Origin of the sequence: Hyphomonas pacifica, assembly GCF_000682675.1 — a bacterium.
Taxonomy (GTDB): Bacteria; Pseudomonadota; Alphaproteobacteria; order Caulobacterales; family Hyphomonadaceae; genus Hyphomonas; species Hyphomonas pacifica.
The window spans coordinates 1-15,189 of record NZ_AWFA01000056.1 but is presented as its reverse complement, the minus strand read 5'-3'; the positions used below and the strand labels follow the sequence as shown (position 1 = coordinate 15,189).

Annotated in this window: 18 protein-coding genes and 1 riboswitch; of the genes, 9 read left to right on the top strand and 9 right to left on the bottom strand. The window is 59.1% G+C overall.

Annotation, left to right across the window (positions count from 1 at the left end; all coding sequences use genetic code 11):
• The first annotated feature begins 58 nt into the window (after positions 1-58).
• The gene (soxR, locus tag HY2_RS13845; RefSeq protein ID WP_034828653.1) at positions 59-523 is read left to right on the top strand and encodes a redox-sensitive transcriptional activator SoxR; all 465 of its coding nucleotides are present in this window, start codon (positions 59-61) and stop codon (positions 521-523) included.
• Here the strand turns inward: soxR and HY2_RS13840 are convergent.
• Positions 510-938, bottom strand: coding sequence for a TIGR02301 family protein (locus tag HY2_RS13840; RefSeq protein ID WP_081815073.1), 429 nt, complete (start codon positions 936-938; stop codon positions 510-512). The genes soxR and HY2_RS13840 overlap by 14 nt on opposite strands.
• Between HY2_RS13840 and HY2_RS16890 the strand changes: the two genes are divergently transcribed.
• Both HY2_RS16890 and HY2_RS13830 read left to right on the top strand, forming a co-directional pair.
• Positions 918-1,910 (top strand): D-2-hydroxyacid dehydrogenase, encoded by a 993-nt coding sequence (locus HY2_RS16890; protein WP_051595057.1) that lies wholly within the window; start codon positions 918-920, stop codon positions 1,908-1,910. The genes HY2_RS13840 and HY2_RS16890 overlap by 21 nt on opposite strands.
• A 64-nt stretch (positions 1,911-1,974) precedes the next feature.
• Positions 1,975-3,192 carry a PQQ-dependent sugar dehydrogenase gene (locus tag HY2_RS13830; protein ID WP_034828650.1) on the top strand — a complete coding sequence of 406 codons (1,218 nt, stop codon included), beginning with the start codon at positions 1,975-1,977 and terminating at the stop codon, positions 3,190-3,192.
• A gap of 20 nt (positions 3,193-3,212) precedes the next feature.
• Here the strand turns inward: HY2_RS13830 and HY2_RS13825 are convergent, their stop codons facing one another.
• Positions 3,213-4,196 (bottom strand): NAD(P)H-dependent flavin oxidoreductase, encoded by a 984-nt coding sequence (locus HY2_RS13825; protein WP_034828647.1) that lies wholly within the window; start codon positions 4,194-4,196, stop codon positions 3,213-3,215.
• Positions 4,197-4,383: 187 nt separating this feature from the next.
• Between HY2_RS13825 and HY2_RS13820 the strand changes: the two genes are divergently transcribed.
• On the top strand, positions 4,384-4,698 hold the full coding sequence (locus tag HY2_RS13820; protein WP_034828645.1) for a hypothetical protein: 315 nt from the start codon (positions 4,384-4,386) through the stop codon (positions 4,696-4,698).
• Between the two features lie 173 nt (positions 4,699-4,871).
• Positions 4,872-5,123, top strand: coding sequence for a hypothetical protein (locus tag HY2_RS13815; protein ID WP_034828643.1), 252 nt, complete (start codon positions 4,872-4,874; stop codon positions 5,121-5,123).
• A gap of 81 nt (positions 5,124-5,204) precedes the next feature.
• On the opposite strand, the gene HY2_RS13810 is transcribed toward HY2_RS13815, so the two are convergent.
• The 3 genes from HY2_RS13810 to HY2_RS13800 all read right to left on the bottom strand — a co-directional run bounded on the left by HY2_RS13810 (position 5,205) and on the right by HY2_RS13800 (position 7,543).
• Complete coding sequence (locus HY2_RS13810) at positions 5,205-5,990, bottom strand: SDR family NAD(P)-dependent oxidoreductase (protein WP_034828640.1); 786 nt, start codon at positions 5,988-5,990, stop codon at positions 5,205-5,207.
• 63 nt (positions 5,991-6,053) lie between these two features.
• The gene (locus HY2_RS13805) at positions 6,054-6,503 is read right to left on the bottom strand and encodes an NUDIX hydrolase (protein ID WP_034828639.1); all 450 of its coding nucleotides are present in this window, start codon (positions 6,501-6,503) and stop codon (positions 6,054-6,056) included.
• Positions 6,503-7,543, bottom strand: coding sequence for a glycosyltransferase family 2 protein (locus HY2_RS13800; protein WP_081815072.1), 1,041 nt, complete (start codon positions 7,541-7,543; stop codon positions 6,503-6,505). The genes HY2_RS13805 and HY2_RS13800 overlap by 1 nt, the downstream gene beginning before the upstream one ends.
• Positions 7,544-7,728: 185 nt before the next feature.
• Here HY2_RS13800 and HY2_RS13795 point away from each other — a divergent pair, with 185 nt between their 5' ends.
• Positions 7,729-8,733 (top strand): patatin-like phospholipase family protein, encoded by a 1,005-nt coding sequence (locus tag HY2_RS13795; RefSeq protein WP_034828638.1) that lies wholly within the window; start codon positions 7,729-7,731, stop codon positions 8,731-8,733.
• Here the strand turns inward: HY2_RS13795 and rsmD are convergent.
• A complete protein-coding gene (gene rsmD, locus HY2_RS13790) occupies positions 8,730-9,302 on the bottom strand; it encodes a 16S rRNA (guanine(966)-N(2))-methyltransferase RsmD (RefSeq protein WP_267895828.1) in 573 nt (190 codons plus the stop codon). The two genes, HY2_RS13795 and rsmD, sit on opposite strands and share 4 nt — an antisense overlap.
• 39 nt (positions 9,303-9,341) lie before the next feature.
• Here rsmD and HY2_RS13785 point away from each other — a divergent pair, with 39 nt between their 5' ends.
• Positions 9,342-9,803, top strand: coding sequence for a nucleoside deaminase (locus HY2_RS13785; protein ID WP_034828633.1), 462 nt, complete (start codon positions 9,342-9,344; stop codon positions 9,801-9,803).
• Between the two features lie 61 nt (positions 9,804-9,864).
• Positions 9,865-11,595, top strand: a complete 1,731-nt coding sequence (locus HY2_RS13780; RefSeq protein ID WP_034828631.1) for a cation:proton antiporter domain-containing protein — start codon at positions 9,865-9,867, stop codon at positions 11,593-11,595.
• 3 nt (positions 11,596-11,598) lie between these two features.
• Here HY2_RS13780 and HY2_RS13775 read toward each other — a convergent pair whose 3' ends face one another.
• From HY2_RS13775 to HY2_RS13765, 3 genes are all read right to left on the bottom strand, one after another.
• Complete coding sequence (locus tag HY2_RS13775; RefSeq protein ID WP_034828629.1) at positions 11,599-12,174, bottom strand: TMEM165/GDT1 family protein; 576 nt, start codon at positions 12,172-12,174, stop codon at positions 11,599-11,601.
• 15 nt (positions 12,175-12,189) lie between these two features.
• A riboswitch (yybP-ykoY riboswitch) is annotated at positions 12,190-12,380 on the bottom strand.
• 7 nt (positions 12,381-12,387) lie between these two features.
• Positions 12,388-13,299: a LysR family transcriptional regulator gene (locus HY2_RS13770; protein ID WP_034828626.1), complete on the bottom strand. Its 912-nt coding sequence runs from the start codon at positions 13,297-13,299 to the stop codon at positions 12,388-12,390.
• 155 nt (positions 13,300-13,454) lie between these two features.
• Positions 13,455-14,201 (bottom strand): sulfite exporter TauE/SafE family protein, encoded by a 747-nt coding sequence (locus tag HY2_RS13765; RefSeq protein ID WP_034828624.1) that lies wholly within the window; start codon positions 14,199-14,201, stop codon positions 13,455-13,457.
• 141 nt (positions 14,202-14,342) lie between these two features.
• On the opposite strand from HY2_RS13765, the gene HY2_RS13760 reads away from it, so the two are divergent.
• Positions 14,343-15,189: acyl-CoA dehydrogenase family protein (locus tag HY2_RS13760; protein WP_034828623.1), on the top strand; the 847-nt coding region annotated here is incomplete at its 3' end.

Sequence of the window (15,189 nt, the reverse complement as noted above, 5' to 3'; positions counted from 1 at the left end):
TTGACTGTCGTAATTCCTCAACTTAAGTTGAGGTCAAGCGTGTCTGAGGAGATTTTTCATGGCGGCACAGAAGAGGCTTTCCATCGGCGATGTGGCCGCGCGGACAGGACTGTCTGTCTCGGCAATTCGCTTTTATGAGGGGCGTGGATTGGTGCATCCCGAGCGCAGCTCAGCCGGTCAGCGTGTTTTCCTGCGCTCTGACATAAGGCGGCTGTCCTTCATCATGATTGCTCAGCAGATCGGCCTGACAATTGAGGAAATCTCGGATTTGCTCGCCTCCCTGCCGGAGCGCCGCACGCCCACCAAGGCAGACTGGTCACGCATCAGCACTGCATTCCGGCACATGCTGGATGAACGTATCGCCCTGATGGAACGGACACGGGACAAGCTGGATGGCTGTATCGGATGTGGTTGTCTGTCCCTCAAAAAGTGCCAGCTCTACAATCCGGAAGATCGGGCCCGCAACCTGGGCACAGGGCCGCGTTTCGTTCTGGATAATGTCAGCCAGGTCAGGGCCGATTAGAGGCCGGGGGCAGGTCTGACTCTTTCGGGAAATAATGCGTGGCCATGCGAGTGGCGATTTCCTGCCCGCGCACGGCGAAGTCAGATTCGGCCTGAATTGCTGTGTTGTCACAGCTCGGGTAGAGGCGGCTTGCATTCTTGAAAGCAGAGTTGAAGGCATCTACCAGGCTGGAGCGTAGACTGCCGCGATTGGGCGCCTCGTAGCTCAGCATGTCAGACATGTAACGCCGCCAATACTGGTCTTCCCGGCCATTGCAGCGCACGCGAATGGCATGGGCCGCGCCCAGCGTGCTGGCCAGATCCGCCGCATCGCGGAAATAATCCGGTCCCCGCATCGGGATATCGGACTGCGCAGTGCTTGCGCCACAGAATAGGAGCGCGCTAAGCACAAGAGCATGAAAACCTGTTTGCTTCATGCGAAGACTTTCGCCCGCATTTCGGAACGGCTCAAGAGCCTAGAGCACAAGCTTGATGTGATTGTCATGGATGAGGATGGCCTGTTCTACCATGCGGGCAATCGCGTTGTGGTGCATGATCCCAAGCCCGACATCGTTTTTGGCAATACAGATGTGTGGTTTGGCGCGCATGCGCGGGACTTCATGGTGACCGTGCTGAAAACCGGAAAGATTGACTGGTTCCAGTCGTCTGCGGCAGGTCTGGACAATGCAGCCCTGATCTCGGTGGGAAAGATTTCCCGCCTCTACACCACCAATCACCGCCAGGCTGAAGCCATGGCTGAGTGGGCGCTCTGGCAGGGGCTGGACTTTCTTAAATGCGGCCCCGCCTATCGGGCGCAACAGGAAGAGCGCCTATGGCAGCGCCAGGTGAAACGCGAGATCATGGGCTCCAACTGGCTGATCATCGGCTTTGGCTCGATAGGGGAGGCTGTCGGCCGCCGCGTTCAGGTGCTGGGCGGTCATGTCACGGGCGTACGCCGTTCGCCTGGCCCGGCGGAGGGGGCAGATCATATCCTGCCGCCAGCCCTGATCCATGAGGAACTCGGCAAGGCGGACATTGTGCTTCTGAGTCTTCCTCTGACAGAGGATACGGAAGGTATGGCAGACGCCGATTTCTTTGCGGCCATGAAGCAAGATGCGCTGTTCATGAATATGGGCCGGGGCGGGTTGGTGAAGGAAGACGAATTGATTGCGGCACTGGATGCGGGGCGGCCCGCCTTTGCAGCCCTGGATGTGACGGTGGAAGAGCCATTGCCTCAGAAAAGTACGCTATGGAATCACTCGAAAATCGCGATTACCCCGCATGACAGCTCTATGACTCCGGGTACGGATGACCGCGCAGATGAAACTTTCCTCGACAATCTTGAGCGTTATCTGAATGGCAAACCTATGAAGCACCTTGTCGATCCAAAAGTGTTTGAGACCGCTTAGGGCGGAACTTCCGCCCATCCCAACCATTCTTTCGGTAGCCAATCAAACTATCGGAGGAACACTTATGTCTTCATTCAGGGTACGTGCGCTGCTTGTCGGCGGATCTGCCATTGCCATCGCCGCCTGTGCATCCGCGCAAAATCAGACAGTACTGGCGGATGCCGAGCCGATGTCTGTCAAAGGCACACAAGGTACAGTTCTGACCGCTGAGCCGCTTGAGACATTTGACGGGGCATGGGCCATGGCCTTCCTGCCGGATGGCCGCGCGCTTGTGACGGAGCAGGATGGTGATCTATGGCTGTTGGACAAGACCGGTGCAAAGGCTGGCAAGATTTCCAATGTCCCAACTGTCACGCCAAGAGGTCAGGGTGGCCTAGGCGATATCATCGTGCATCCGGACTTTGCCAGCAATGGTATTGTCTTCATCTCGTATGTCGAGCGTGATGCAGAGAATGATGAACTCAGCGGCGCTGCTGTAGAGCGCGCGAAGCTGATGCTTACCGAAGATGGTGGCAGCTTGTTGGAGCGCGACATCATCTGGCGCCAGTCCCCCAAAGTGAAAGGTAATGGCCATTATGGTCACCGCCTCGTCATTGGGGTGGACGGCCATTTGTTTATCACATCGGGCGAGCGCCAGAAATTCACCCCCGCCCAGAACATGGCAATGAATCTCGGCAAGGTTATTCGGATCAATCAAGATGGCAGCGTGCCGGAGGATAACCCCTTTTACGGAAATGGAGCGGCGGCGGATCAGGTCTGGTCCCTGGGGCATCGCAACCCACTGGGCATCGCATTTGATGGTGATGGTCAGCTCTGGGCTGTTGAGATGGGCCCGAAAGGCGGCGATGAGCTGAACCTGATAGTCCGTTCAGAGAATTATGGCTATCCGCATGTTTCGGAAGGAGATCATTATAGCGGCAAGTCCATTGCCAGCCATAAGAGCAACCCGATCTATGAAAACCCAGCCATAGCCTGGAATCCGGTTATCAGCCCGGCAGGCCTGATATTCTATAATGGCGAGATGTTCGCGGACTGGCAGGGCAATGCCTTTATCGGCGGACTGTCTTCGAAGGCGTTGATCCGCGTCAGCTTTGAGACCGAGAAAACCGACAATCTTGGGCAGCCGCCGAAGCCCTCTCAGACAGAGCCGGTTGCATCTGAAGCTGAACGCTATGAATGGGGCAAGCGCATCCGCGAGGTAGAGCAGGGGCCGGATGGCGCGCTCTATGTGCTGGAAGATGAAGACGGTGGACGCCTCGTCCGCCTTACACCCGGGGCGTAAGGCGACGGCGCCTATCCCGGTCAGGCGTTGACGGAGACTTTCAAGCTGGAAACGCGGTCAATCGCGGCCTCGGCATCGCGCATGATGTCAGCCACGATGTCCGCGACCGGTTTTACCTCTTTCACGCCGCCGGCAGACTGGCCCATGGCAAAGCAGGATTTGTCTTCGTCCAGTTTGGTCTCGTCCGTGATCCCGCCAATGCCGCCAATAACGCCGGTCTGGGTGGAGTGGATGGCCTGTTGCGGGAAGGGTTGTATGTCCTCAGGGCGGTTTTCCCAATCCTTGATATACTCGTTCGTTCGGCAGCGCATCGGCTTGCCGGAATAACACCGTGTACGGGTTGTGTCGGTATCGCCTGCGCCAACTACAGTATCCTTGTACATTTGCGCTGCGTGAGCTTCAGTGGAGGCGATAAAGCGCGTTCCCATCCAGACGCCGCAGGCGCCGAGTGAAAGAGCCGCGGCCAGCCCGCGTCCATCATAGATGCCACCCGCGGCGATGACTGGAATGTTTACCGCTTCCACAGCCTGCGCCACCAGCGGCATCGTGCCGACGAGGCCTGTATGGCCGCCGCCTTCGCCGCCTTGCAGGATCACGGCATCGCAGCCTGCCTGTTCGGCTTTGATGGCATGCTTCACCGCGCCGCCGACAACCATGACCTTCACATTGGCTTTCTTCAGGCGCTCCATGATCGGCATCGGCACGCCCAGGCCTGCCACAAAGCTGTCCGCACCATTATTGATGATGACGTCTACGCTCTCTTCCAGGCTTTCCGGGCTGGCCGCCAGCAGGTCCACCCCGAACGGGCGATCCGTCAGCTCACGGACGCGTTTCATCTGCCCTTCGATAAAGTCTGGCGTCGTGCCCGCCATGCCCAGTACGCCATAGCCGCCTGCATTGCACATCGCGGCGCACACTTCCGCATAGGATACGCCGCCCATGCCGGCCAGCATGATCGGGTGGTCAATATTCAGCATTTTGGTCAGAGCTGTTTGCAGGGCCATGTCACGTGTCTCCTCACTATAATTATTTTGTTGATATACACGATACGCAGCCGCCCCAGCGTCAACGCAATAGGCCTTTGAGAGAGCAGCATGATACGTATCATGCCGCATTCCAGCCTTCATGCGGAGGTATAGAATTATATCCTGTCGAATGTGGCCGACAGGGAAGAATAAAAGGGAGGTCCACATGAAGAAAACGCTCGCCATTGCGGCTGTCTTGTCTGTTCTGGTTTCGCCTGCCATGGCCCGTGAACAGGGCGAAGAGGTGCACTCGGTCTCCACTCATGATGCTCTGTCGCAGGACGTCCATGACTGCTTGGCAGAAATGGTGGTGGCAGGGGGCAATTCTGGCGCGCTTGATGAGGCGGCTGTGCTGACAGAAGACGGAATGGGCGAAGAATTCGAGATTATTGATTCTGACCAACAGGAAACGGAAGTCGAGGAAACCGGCTATTTCGAATCGGAAGTTGACGAGACATCCATGCCGGATGATGCCGAATAATTATCCCGGTGGCTTTAAAACTGCCTATGCAGAGCGCGAAATCGCTTTTTGCCTTAAGGATTTAGGCGAAATCTGGTGCGGATTGCGTCAAATTTAAATTATCTTTTCGTCATGGTCGGCAGATGGTAATGATTTGCCCGGTCATTTTTGACCTCAAGTAGGGGAACTACATTATGAAACAATTCCTGATCATGGGTGCTGCTGCTCTCGTGCTTGCTGCTTGCAGCGCTGAAGAGACGAAGCCTGCTGAAGACACCACGGTGAGCGAAAGCATCGAAGATGCTGCAGATGATGCTGCTGATGCCATGGACGAAGCTGGTGACAACATGGAAGAAGCTGCTGACGACGCTGCAGACGCCATGGATGACGCGGCTGAAGAAGCTGAAGAAGCTTACGAAGACGCCACCGACGGTGAGCCGGAATAAGTCTGGCACCAGTGCCAGATACTGAAAGGGCTGCCCCTTGGGGCAGCCCTTTTTGCTTGCCTGAAGTCTGGTTCTGAAGAATCAGAACTTGGAATACGCACCATCGATTAGCAGCGTGTCGCCGGAATGGAACTTCGATGCGTCCGAGGCGAGGTAAACCGCGATGCCGCCGAAATCCTCCGGCTCACCCCAGCGGCGGATCGGAACGCGGGAGATGACCTTGCTGTTGAAAACGTCGCTACCCTGGCCACCTTCGGTCATGTCGGTCGCGATCCAGCCCGGCAGGACAGAGTTAGCGCGGATCTTGTAGCGACCATACTCGACTGCGATGGCGTTCATCATCGCGATCAGGCCGCCCTTGGTATGGCCGTAGGCCTGATTACGCGCCGCGCCTGACAGGGCCGCCAGAGAGGCCGTGCCGACCAGGCTGCCACCCGGATCACCTGCCTTGGCGCGATTGACCATGGATTTGGCCGCCTCGCGCAGAGTGAGGAAGGCACCTTCGGAGTTGATACGCTGATTGAACCGCCACGTGTCGAGCGACATTTCTTCAAAGGAAGACGCGCCCCGGCCAACGCCCGCATTAGCGATACAGGTATCAATGCGGCCGAATTCTTCTTCACTCTCTGCCATCGCCTTGATGACAGCGTCTTCGTCGGCGACATCCACCTGCCAGGCTTTTGCCCGGCCGGTACCCAAGCCTTCCAGTTTTTTGACGGCGGCGTCATTGTCTTCTGCCTTGCGGCCCCAGATGACGACATCGGCATTGGAAGCTGCGAGCGCTTCGGCCATGCCCAAGCCAATGCCCTTGTTGCCGCCGGTCACGACGCAGACTTTGCCAGTCAGGTTGAAGGGGGCGTAAGTCATATGGGTCTCCTCAGATAGTCATTCTTGGTTTTGACGCACTTCAGAGGCATGACGTAAGGGCGGTCAAGCCCCAGCCGGATCCTGAACGATTTTCCGCGCCGCTTCTATGATGCGCCGTGTCTCGTCCCATAGCGGCAGGCTGGCGAGCTTCTCCGGGCTGATCCATTCGGCATGGGCGGCGTCGTCGCCCGCGCATGGCTCTCCTGCAGTCCAGATGGCGGCAAAGTCAAACAAGACATAATGCCGGGTCACATTGCCTGAGGTGCGGGAATGGAATATGCCGTCCACCACATCGACCAGCCCGGCAATTCTGGCCTCGACGCAGGTTTCCTCGTGCAGTTCCCGCAGCGCGGCGTCTGCGGCCTGCTCGCCAGGTTCGATTCGTCCCCCTGGCAGCGACCAGTCTCCCTTCAGCGGTTTGGTCCCTCTCTGGATCAGCAGGACATCTTCGCCCTTGAAGCAGACAGTGCCGACCGCGGGTACAGGTTCTCTGGCTTCGCGTCCAAAGCTCATCAGGCTTCACACTGATGGCGCAGCTTTTGCAGCTCGTTTGTCAGGTCTTCATCTCTCCGTGCGAACGGATTGCCCATCATTTTCTGTACCTTGCCGAGCAGGGGCAGGCGCAAAAGCGGTAGAATAGATGGATCCTGCCGGACCAGCACGAGCGCTCTGATGATGTCCCTGTCCTTAAGGGCGTCAATAACGCCATCAAACACAATCGCGCGGCGAATGGATTTCAGGCGTGCGGCATGGGCGGCGGTCACTTCCGCATGCGGAGTAGGCTGGCACATCGCGGCTTCGGCAGCGGCGCGCAGGGCATCCAGAGATTGTGCATCCAGCCTGTGGGAAATCGAGCGATTGTGCTTGCGATAGAAATACATGGCTTCGGGCAGAGACATCATCCGCGCCCCGGCAGACAGAAGCCGAACGATCAGGTCGTAATCCTCTCCGATGCGCATGTCTTCATTGTAGCGGATATTGTTCGTGTCGAGACAGCTGCGCAGGATCAGCGGCTTGGCATAGCCGAGTTGGCTGCCGCGCCCATACAGCATGTTGGCCTTGATATACTCGCACTCCATGATGCGTCCGGGACGATCTTTCAGATCTCCCTCCAGCATCGTGGTGATGTCAGGCTCGCCGTCATTTTGGAAGATGGCCAAATCATCAATCATGATGTCGGCTTTCGTATTAATCGCCGCTTCCAGCATGTGTTGCAGCCGCTGCGGCGCGATCAAATCGTCGCTGTCGACAATGGCAATCCATTCGCCGCGCGCCTGGTCCAGCGCATGGTTGCGAACCGGCGCGGGGCCACCAAAGCGGGTACCGCTGAAAACGCGCAGCCGTGGGTCCTGACGTGCCAGCTCTTCCGCCAGCGCCACACTGCCGTCGCTGGAGCCATCATCCACCAGGATCAGTTCGATATCGGCTAGCGTCTGGTTCAGGACAGACCGGATGGCACCCTTCAGATACGCTTCGCAATTATAGTTCGCCATGATGACCGAGACGGCTGGCGAGTGGGATGGAGCCTTAGACACGGTGTTTGCCCTGTTCATTCTGCATGATCACGCGGCTGTTACCGCAAGCCCTGTGCCAATTTCGTTCAAAATCAGGGCAACAGAGCCATATCTGCCCTTCGCGGTGCAAGCCTGTTGATGCGTGTGTCATATGCGCGTGGTGAGGTCTCATTAAGACGGCGCTTGCAAGATTGGTTTGGCCGGAAAGTAACAGGGATTTCACCATGGCAAAGCAGAAGTGCAAGCAGATCAGTCTCGCTTTGCAGGGGGGCGGTGCTCACGGAGCGTATACCTGGGGCGTCCTGGACCGGCTTCTGGATGATGAAGACATTGAAATATCAGCTATTTCTGCCACGTCTGCGGGGGCGATCAACGCCGTGGCCTTCGCGGATGGCTTTGCGCGTGATGGTGCTCGGGGAGCAAAAGACAGGCTGGCGGCCGTATGGGAGGATGTCTCCCGCACTAGCGGCAATCTGATGCCTTTCGGTGCGCTCAGCCCCGTTGTCTTTGCCTATGCCAGCGCCATGCAAAGCCTTGCGAGCCCCTATGACCTGAACCCGTTCAATCTGAACCCGTTGCGTGAGGTTGTCGCGCGCAATGTCGATTTCTCGAATGTGGACGCCTCGGGTATCCAGCTGTTTCTATCTGCGACGAATGTGGAGAAGGGGCGCGTAAAAGTGTTCAGCGATGGAGATATCTCTCTTGATGCCGTGCTCGCCTCCGCCTGCCTGCCGCAGACCTTTCAGGCGGTGGAGATTGATGGGGAGGCCTTCTGGGATGGCGGCTACATGGGCAACCCCAGCCTGTTCCCCCTGATCTATTCCGGTGCGCCGCGGGATGTGCTGCTTGTCATGCTGAACCCCATTGCGCGCGAAGGCGTGCCCAAACATGCCGGTGAGATCCAGGACCGTATCAACGAGATCAGCTTTAACGCCTCCCTCATCGGAGAGCTACGCGCGATTGCCTTCGTCCAGCATCTTATTGATGATGGCATGCTGAAGGAATCCATAATGAAGAAGTACCGCCGTCTGAACATCCATGTGATACGCGGCGGTCAGGATCTTCTAGATTTCAGCCTACGCACCAAATATGATACTAGTTGGACCTTCCTGACACAGCTGCGCGATCTGGGGCGGGCGGCGGCAGACCAGTGGATACGTGAAGGTTCCCACCATGTCGGACAGAAAACCTCCAATGTTGATCTGCGTGAGGAGTTCCTGGACGGTTAGGCCCGTTTCATGAACCAGATGCGGGCCGCGCCATAGTCGCGCGTCTCTATGATTGTCCAGCCATCGGGGGCAATCATCTCGTCAGAGCCGGTCTCGACAATGGCCAGCGCGTCCTCGATCAACCAGTTGCCGGAGACGAGGCAGGCCAGCGCAGGCTCTGCCAGATCCTTGTGATAGGGCGGATCCAGGAAAGCCAGCGTGAACGGGTTGCCAACGCCAGCTGGTTTCTCACCCAGATCTGTCGCACTGCGCCGGTGCAGGCGGGTGTTTCCGTAAAGTCCTAGCGTCTCGATGTTGTCACGGATCGCGCCGCGCGCGCCATGATCTGTTTCCACAAACAGGCAGAAGGCTGCGCCCCGGCTCATTGCCTCCAGGCCCAGCGCGCCAGAGCCCGCGAACAGGTCGATCACCCGTGCACCTTCAATCTGCGGCGCCCAGTCGGCATGGGCCAGCATGTTGAAGATGGATTCCCGCGCGCGGTCGCCCGTCGGCCGTGTTCCCTGACCCTTCGGCGCGGCAATGGCGCGGCCCTTGTGCTCTCCGGCAATAATGCGCATGTGGCAAACCAATCTCTTTACTTTCCGCCCGTGTAAGGCGATCCACGCCTCATGACAATTCTCGCTGATCCGATGGAGCGCGCGCTCGATCTTGCCCGGCAGGCCGCCGAGGCGGGCGAGGTGCCTGTCGGGGCTGTGATTGTCGATCCGGAGACCGGCGCGATTGTGGCGGAAGGCTTCAACCAGCCGATTGCCGGGCATGACCCGACCGCCCACGCAGAGATTGTCGCCCTGCGCCGCGCGGCGGAACAGTTCGGCAATTACCGTCTTACAGGACTGCACCTTTATGTGACGCTTGAGCCCTGTGCCATGTGCGCAGGCGCGATCAGCCTTGCGCGCATCGGCAAGCTCGTCTTTGCTGCGTGTGATCCGAAAGGCGGGGCGGTGATTCATGGCGCGCGCTTCTTCGAGCAGCCGACCTGCCATTGGCGACCGGAGGTTGAGCAGGACGAAGCGGCGGGGGAAACTGCCAGCAGGCTGCTCAAGGATTTCTTCAAGGCGCGCCGCGCCTGAGCATTACCACTCGTTCTGCCTTGCGCAGTGCGGCTATCAGAGAACAAGATGAAGGGGGCACATGGCGGAGCCAGGACACGACATACTGATCAAGGATACGCTTGTCTTTCTTTTTGCGGCGGGCGTTGTCGTTCCGGTTTTCCGGTATTTGAAACTGCCTGCGGTGGTCGGCTTCATGTTGGCCGGTATCGCGCTGGGACCCTACGCACTTGGCTCCCTGACGGGCGAGTATCATTGGCTGGAATATGTCTCGATCTCGGAACCTGCCGCCGCAGCCCCTTTTGCGGAACTCGGCGTACTGTTCCTTCTCTTCCTGCTAGGCTTGGAGTTTTCGTTTGAGAAACTCTGGGGGTTGAAGCGCGCTGTGTTCGGGGCGGGCGGACTGCAGGCAGGTGTGAGTGCGCTCGCGATTGGCGGTGCAGCCTGGCTGATCGGTCTGCCGCCAGCCGCGGCCATAATTTGCGGCCTGGCGCTCGCTCTGTCCTCCACCGCCATCGTGATGCAGCTGCTGATCGAGCAGAAGCAGGCGACCCAGCCTGTCGGCCGCGCAGCGCTCAGTGTCTTGCTGTTTCAGGACATTCTCGTCGCTCCGATCCTGATCTTTGTTGGCTTTGTGAACCTTGAGGCTGGCGCCAATATTACGGCGGTCCTACTGGAAGCTCTGTTCAATGGCGTTGTGGCCATTCTCGTCATTCTGGTGATCGGGCGCTTCGGTCTGCGCCGCATGTTTCGCCTCGCAGCTTCGGCGGGTGGGCGAGACTTCCTGATGGCGCTGACGCTGCTGACTGTGGTTGGCGCAGCGGCCATCACCGCGAGCGCCGGGCTGTCGCTCGCTTTGGGTGCTTTCCTGGCCGGTCTTCTTCTTGGGGAAACCGAGTTCAAGCATCAGACCGAAGTGGACCTCGAACCCTTCAAGGGCATCCTGCTCGGCCTGTTCTTCATGACTGTGGGGATGAGCCTGGATTTGCCCTCCATCCTGTCACAGCCCTTGGTCATTCTCGGCGGACTGGCGGCACTGTTGGTGACGAAACTGCTGATTGGCTTTGTAGCGCTGCGCTTCTTTGCCGGGCCTACGCCTATGTCTATTGAGGCGGCTTTCCTGCTCGCGCCAGCCGGGGAATTTGCCTTCGTCGTCATCACTGCGGCCACCGCTATCGGCGCGCTGCCGGCTGAGCCCGCTGGCCTGATGGCGGCGATTGCAGGTCTCTCCATGCTGCTGATCCCGGTACTGGGCAAGGCGGGCACGCTGATAGCTCACCGCCTGCGCGGTGCGGAACCTGCGCATGTGCTGGAAGAGGATTTCTCGGAGCTTGAGGGACATGTCATCATTGCCGGCTTTGGCCGGGTCGGGCAGGCGGTCGCGCGGATCATTGGCGCGGAAGAGGCGGAAATCGTCGCGCTGGAGCGCAGCGCCTACAATGTTGCGCGGGCCCGGGATGCAGGCTGGCGGGCTTTCCTGGGGGATGCTGCTCGCCCGGAAATCCTACACAGCGCCGGGGCTGATGGGGCCAGCCTGTTCGTTGTCACGGTGGATGACGTCAATGATGCCGAGGCGATGGTGAGAGCCTTCCACCAGCTGCGCCCGGAAGTGCCGATTATTGCCCGCGCACGAGACCGGGAACACGCCGCCCGTCTGCAGGAGGCTGGCGCGCGCGACGTGATCCCGGATGCCATCGAGTCCGGCCTGCAAATGGCTGGCCGTACGCTGCATCAGTTTGGCTATGATGAGGAAACTGTACGCGACCGCCTGGCGGCCGAGCGCGACGAGGAATATCGCCGCGCCTCGACCTGAGACTTACCCAATCCAGCCCGCCGTCTGCGCCAGCAGCCACAGGCCGATGATCAGGAACAGCAGCGCCGCAATCATGCGCACAACATTTAGCGGCACACGCTTGATCAGCTCATGCCCGAGGAACACGGCCGGCACATTGGCCAGCATCATGCCGAGCGTCGTGCCCATCGTGACGTAGAAAATATTCTCGAACTGCGCACCCAGCGCCACGGTCGCGATCTGTGTCTTGTCGCCCATCTCGACCAGGAAGAACGCAATTGTCGTTGTCAGGAATGCCCCGAACCGAGCCGGTTTGCTCTCCATGTCATCGTCCAGCTTGTCAGGGATCAGCGTCCAGGCCGCCATGGCGATGAATGAGATGGCCACGATGTAGCGGAACCATTGCCCATCGAGGATGGATGCAACCTGAGACCCGACCAAAGCCGCAAGAAAGTGATTGGCCACAGTCGCGACAAAGATGCCGAGAATGATGGGAACCGGCCTGCGGAATTGCGTCGCCAAGACGATGGCTAGCAATTGCGTCTTGTCGCCAATTTCGGCGAGCGTGACCACGGCGGTGGAGGTGAAAAAGGCTTCCATCTGAACAAGTCTCCTGGCCGGGCAATTCTTGACGCAATGACACCTCCATCCCGTGCCCGGCCATGAGCAGGAATGCGGTGTCATTGGTCTCGCCCGAGCGGTTGCCCGCTCCCTTCGCGCCACGGTCTGCTGACCGAGTATGTTGACGCGGAGGCCCGGTCTGTCGACCGACTGGCTACTCCCCAAGTGACGGCTCCTCCTAGTGGGATCGCTTCAGCTTTGCAAGCCGGGATCGATTTCTGTGACGATTTTCCGGATCAGACCGCGCAGCCAGGTCAGGGCCGGGTCTTCGGAATTCTCCCGCCGCCAGTAAAGCTCGCTGTCGAGAGCCGGAAACACATCCGGCAGATCGAGCCGGATTAGGCCATGCGTTGGCACAAGTGAGGCCGGAACGGTCAGGGCCAGATCGGTCTGGCGCACGATTTCCAGCGCCGGCATATGATGCGGCAGGCGCATGATGGGCGTGATGCGATGCCCCTGACTGCGGGCAACTTCCTCCACATAGGAGCGGCCTTCGCGGCGGCTGGAGACCACGATATGGCGCAGGGCGACAAAGTCTTCCATCGACAGTTCGCGTCTGGCCAACGGGTGGGTGTCGGCGACAACGCAGACATAGGGCGTCGTCATCAGCGGTTCGCGTTCCAGATCGGTGCCGCGAATCCCTGGCACGTCCACGGCCAGATCCAGGCGGCCTGAGGCCAGTTCACCTGAAATGGCTCCCCGGTTCAGCTGGCTCCACGCGATCCGCACGCCCGGCGCTTCATGCTGCAGATGGCGCGCAAGACGCGGGGCGATCATGTAGGCACCAGCATCGCGGGCAGAGATGTTGAATACGCGGGTAGACCGTGACGCCTCGAAAGCAGAGCGCGGTTCCAGTCCTGCACGCAGCCGGTCCAGCGCGTCGCGCACCGTCGGCATCAGGGCTTCCGCCATGGCGGTGGGCTTCACGCCGCGCCCCTCACGCACGAATAGCGGGTCCTCGAAATGGGCGCGCAGCCGCGCCAGCGCATTGCTGACGGCTGGCTGGGTGATGTGCAGCGTTTCGCTGGCCCGCGTCAGGCTGCGCTCGGCATAGACTGCTTCCAATACGGGCAACAGGTTCAGGTCCAGCGATCTCAGATTCATCGGCGCGCTCCAAACATCACTATCAGTGATGTTTGTGCTTCATGCAATAAAGTTCACGAATAGTCCAGTGTGCGCTAGGAAGGCTGTAGATAAGTGGAGTTGGAATGCACACCGCAGTGAGGCCTGACACGGACAGCGTCCTGACAGCGGCTGGCCTAAAGCCAGCCGACAGCCTTTATGAACATCACGATGCCGACCGCCGTCACCAGATACTTCATTCCGCGCTTGAAGTTCACATCGCTCATCCGGTCCAGCACCTTGCCGCCCAGCGTCGTGCCCAGCATGGACAGCGGCGCCGCCAGCAGGATCAGCCAGGCCGGCGGCAGTGCCTCCACACCTGCGGTCATCAGCACTGGCACGCTCCAGAAGATGATCTTCACGAAGTGCGCGAGTACCTGCGTTATGGCCTTTGTAGCGACAATCTCGTGGCGCGTCAGATCTGTACGCACGAAGAACTGGTCCAGCAGCGGACCCGCCACACCGGCCACCGTGTTCAGCGCCTGTACAACAAAGCCCGCGCCTTCGGCCTGGAACGGCTTCTGGATGTCCAGGTCGGCCACGCGTTTGGGCAGCCAGACCAGCAGCGTAACAAGGCCCAGCATCAGGTAGACCATCTGCTTGTCCGGCCGCCAGCTGAGCGCGAAGAGCAGCAAGACGGCCCCCACAGAGCCAAGTGCATAGCGGCGGAAGACCGTCCAGTTGATGTGCCGCCGCCACAGAAAAGCGCGATAGCCATTCGAGACCATCTGTACGGCGCCGTGGATCATCATGGCCATGGCAACCGACACCAGGGAGGTCAGCACGCCCATGAAGATGATGCCGCCCGCCATTCCGAATATGCCCGATATGAAGCTCGTGATGAGCACCGTGACAAGAATGATGACAGCAGCGACTGGACCCATGGCCGCTGCTTAGCGCCATTTACCCGGCTGCGCCACATGCCTGGGAGGACACAAAAGATTGCAGAGAAACAATTTGCGGTGACTGCGCCGCAAGGCTTACCAATGGATTCAAACAAGAAAGTCTAAGAGGAGACCCGAAAGATGGCGGATACTGAAACGTCAATCGACGCCCAGAACGAACTCAATGATTTGCGCATGTCAGACGCAGCCCGTCCGCTGTATGAGCACGTCAAAGCCTTCATCCGCGATGTCGTGGAGCCGATGAGCGAGGAATTCCATCGCCTGGGCGAAAACAAGACCGACATCTGGTCTTACGCGCCCGGCCAGTTGGAAGCTCTGGAAGCAGCCAAGGACGAAGCCAAGAAGCAAGGCCTGTGGAACTTCTTCCTGCCGGATGCCGAAACCGGCGAAGGTCTGAAGAATCTCGACTATGCCTACATCGCGGCAGAACTGGGCAAGAACTCGCTCGCCTCTGAAACCATGAATTGTTCTGCGCCGGACACCGGCAATATGGAAGTTCTGGAGCGCGTGGGCACGCCGGAGCAAAAAGAGAAATGGCTGAAGCCGCTGCTGAACGGTGAAATCCGCTCTGCCTTCGCGATGACCGAGCCAGCCCTGCCATCATCCGATGCCAAGAACGTCTCCATGAGCGCTGTGCTCGAAGGGGACGAATGGGTCATAAATGGCGAGAAATACTACATCTCCGGTGCTGGCGATCCGCGCTGCCGTATCATGATCACCATGGTGAAAACCAGCCCTGACGCCGAACCGAACAAACAGCAGAGCCAGATCCTGGTGCCGCTGCCGCATCCGGGCGTCACGATCCTCGGTCCCATGCACGTCTTCGGCGATCCGGACGCGCCGCATGGTCACATGCATATCAAGTTCGAGAACGTCCGTGTTCCGAAGGAAAACATGCTGCTGGGCGAGGGGCGCGGGTTTGAGATTTCCCAGCTCCGTCTCGGGCCTGGCCGCATCCACCACTGCA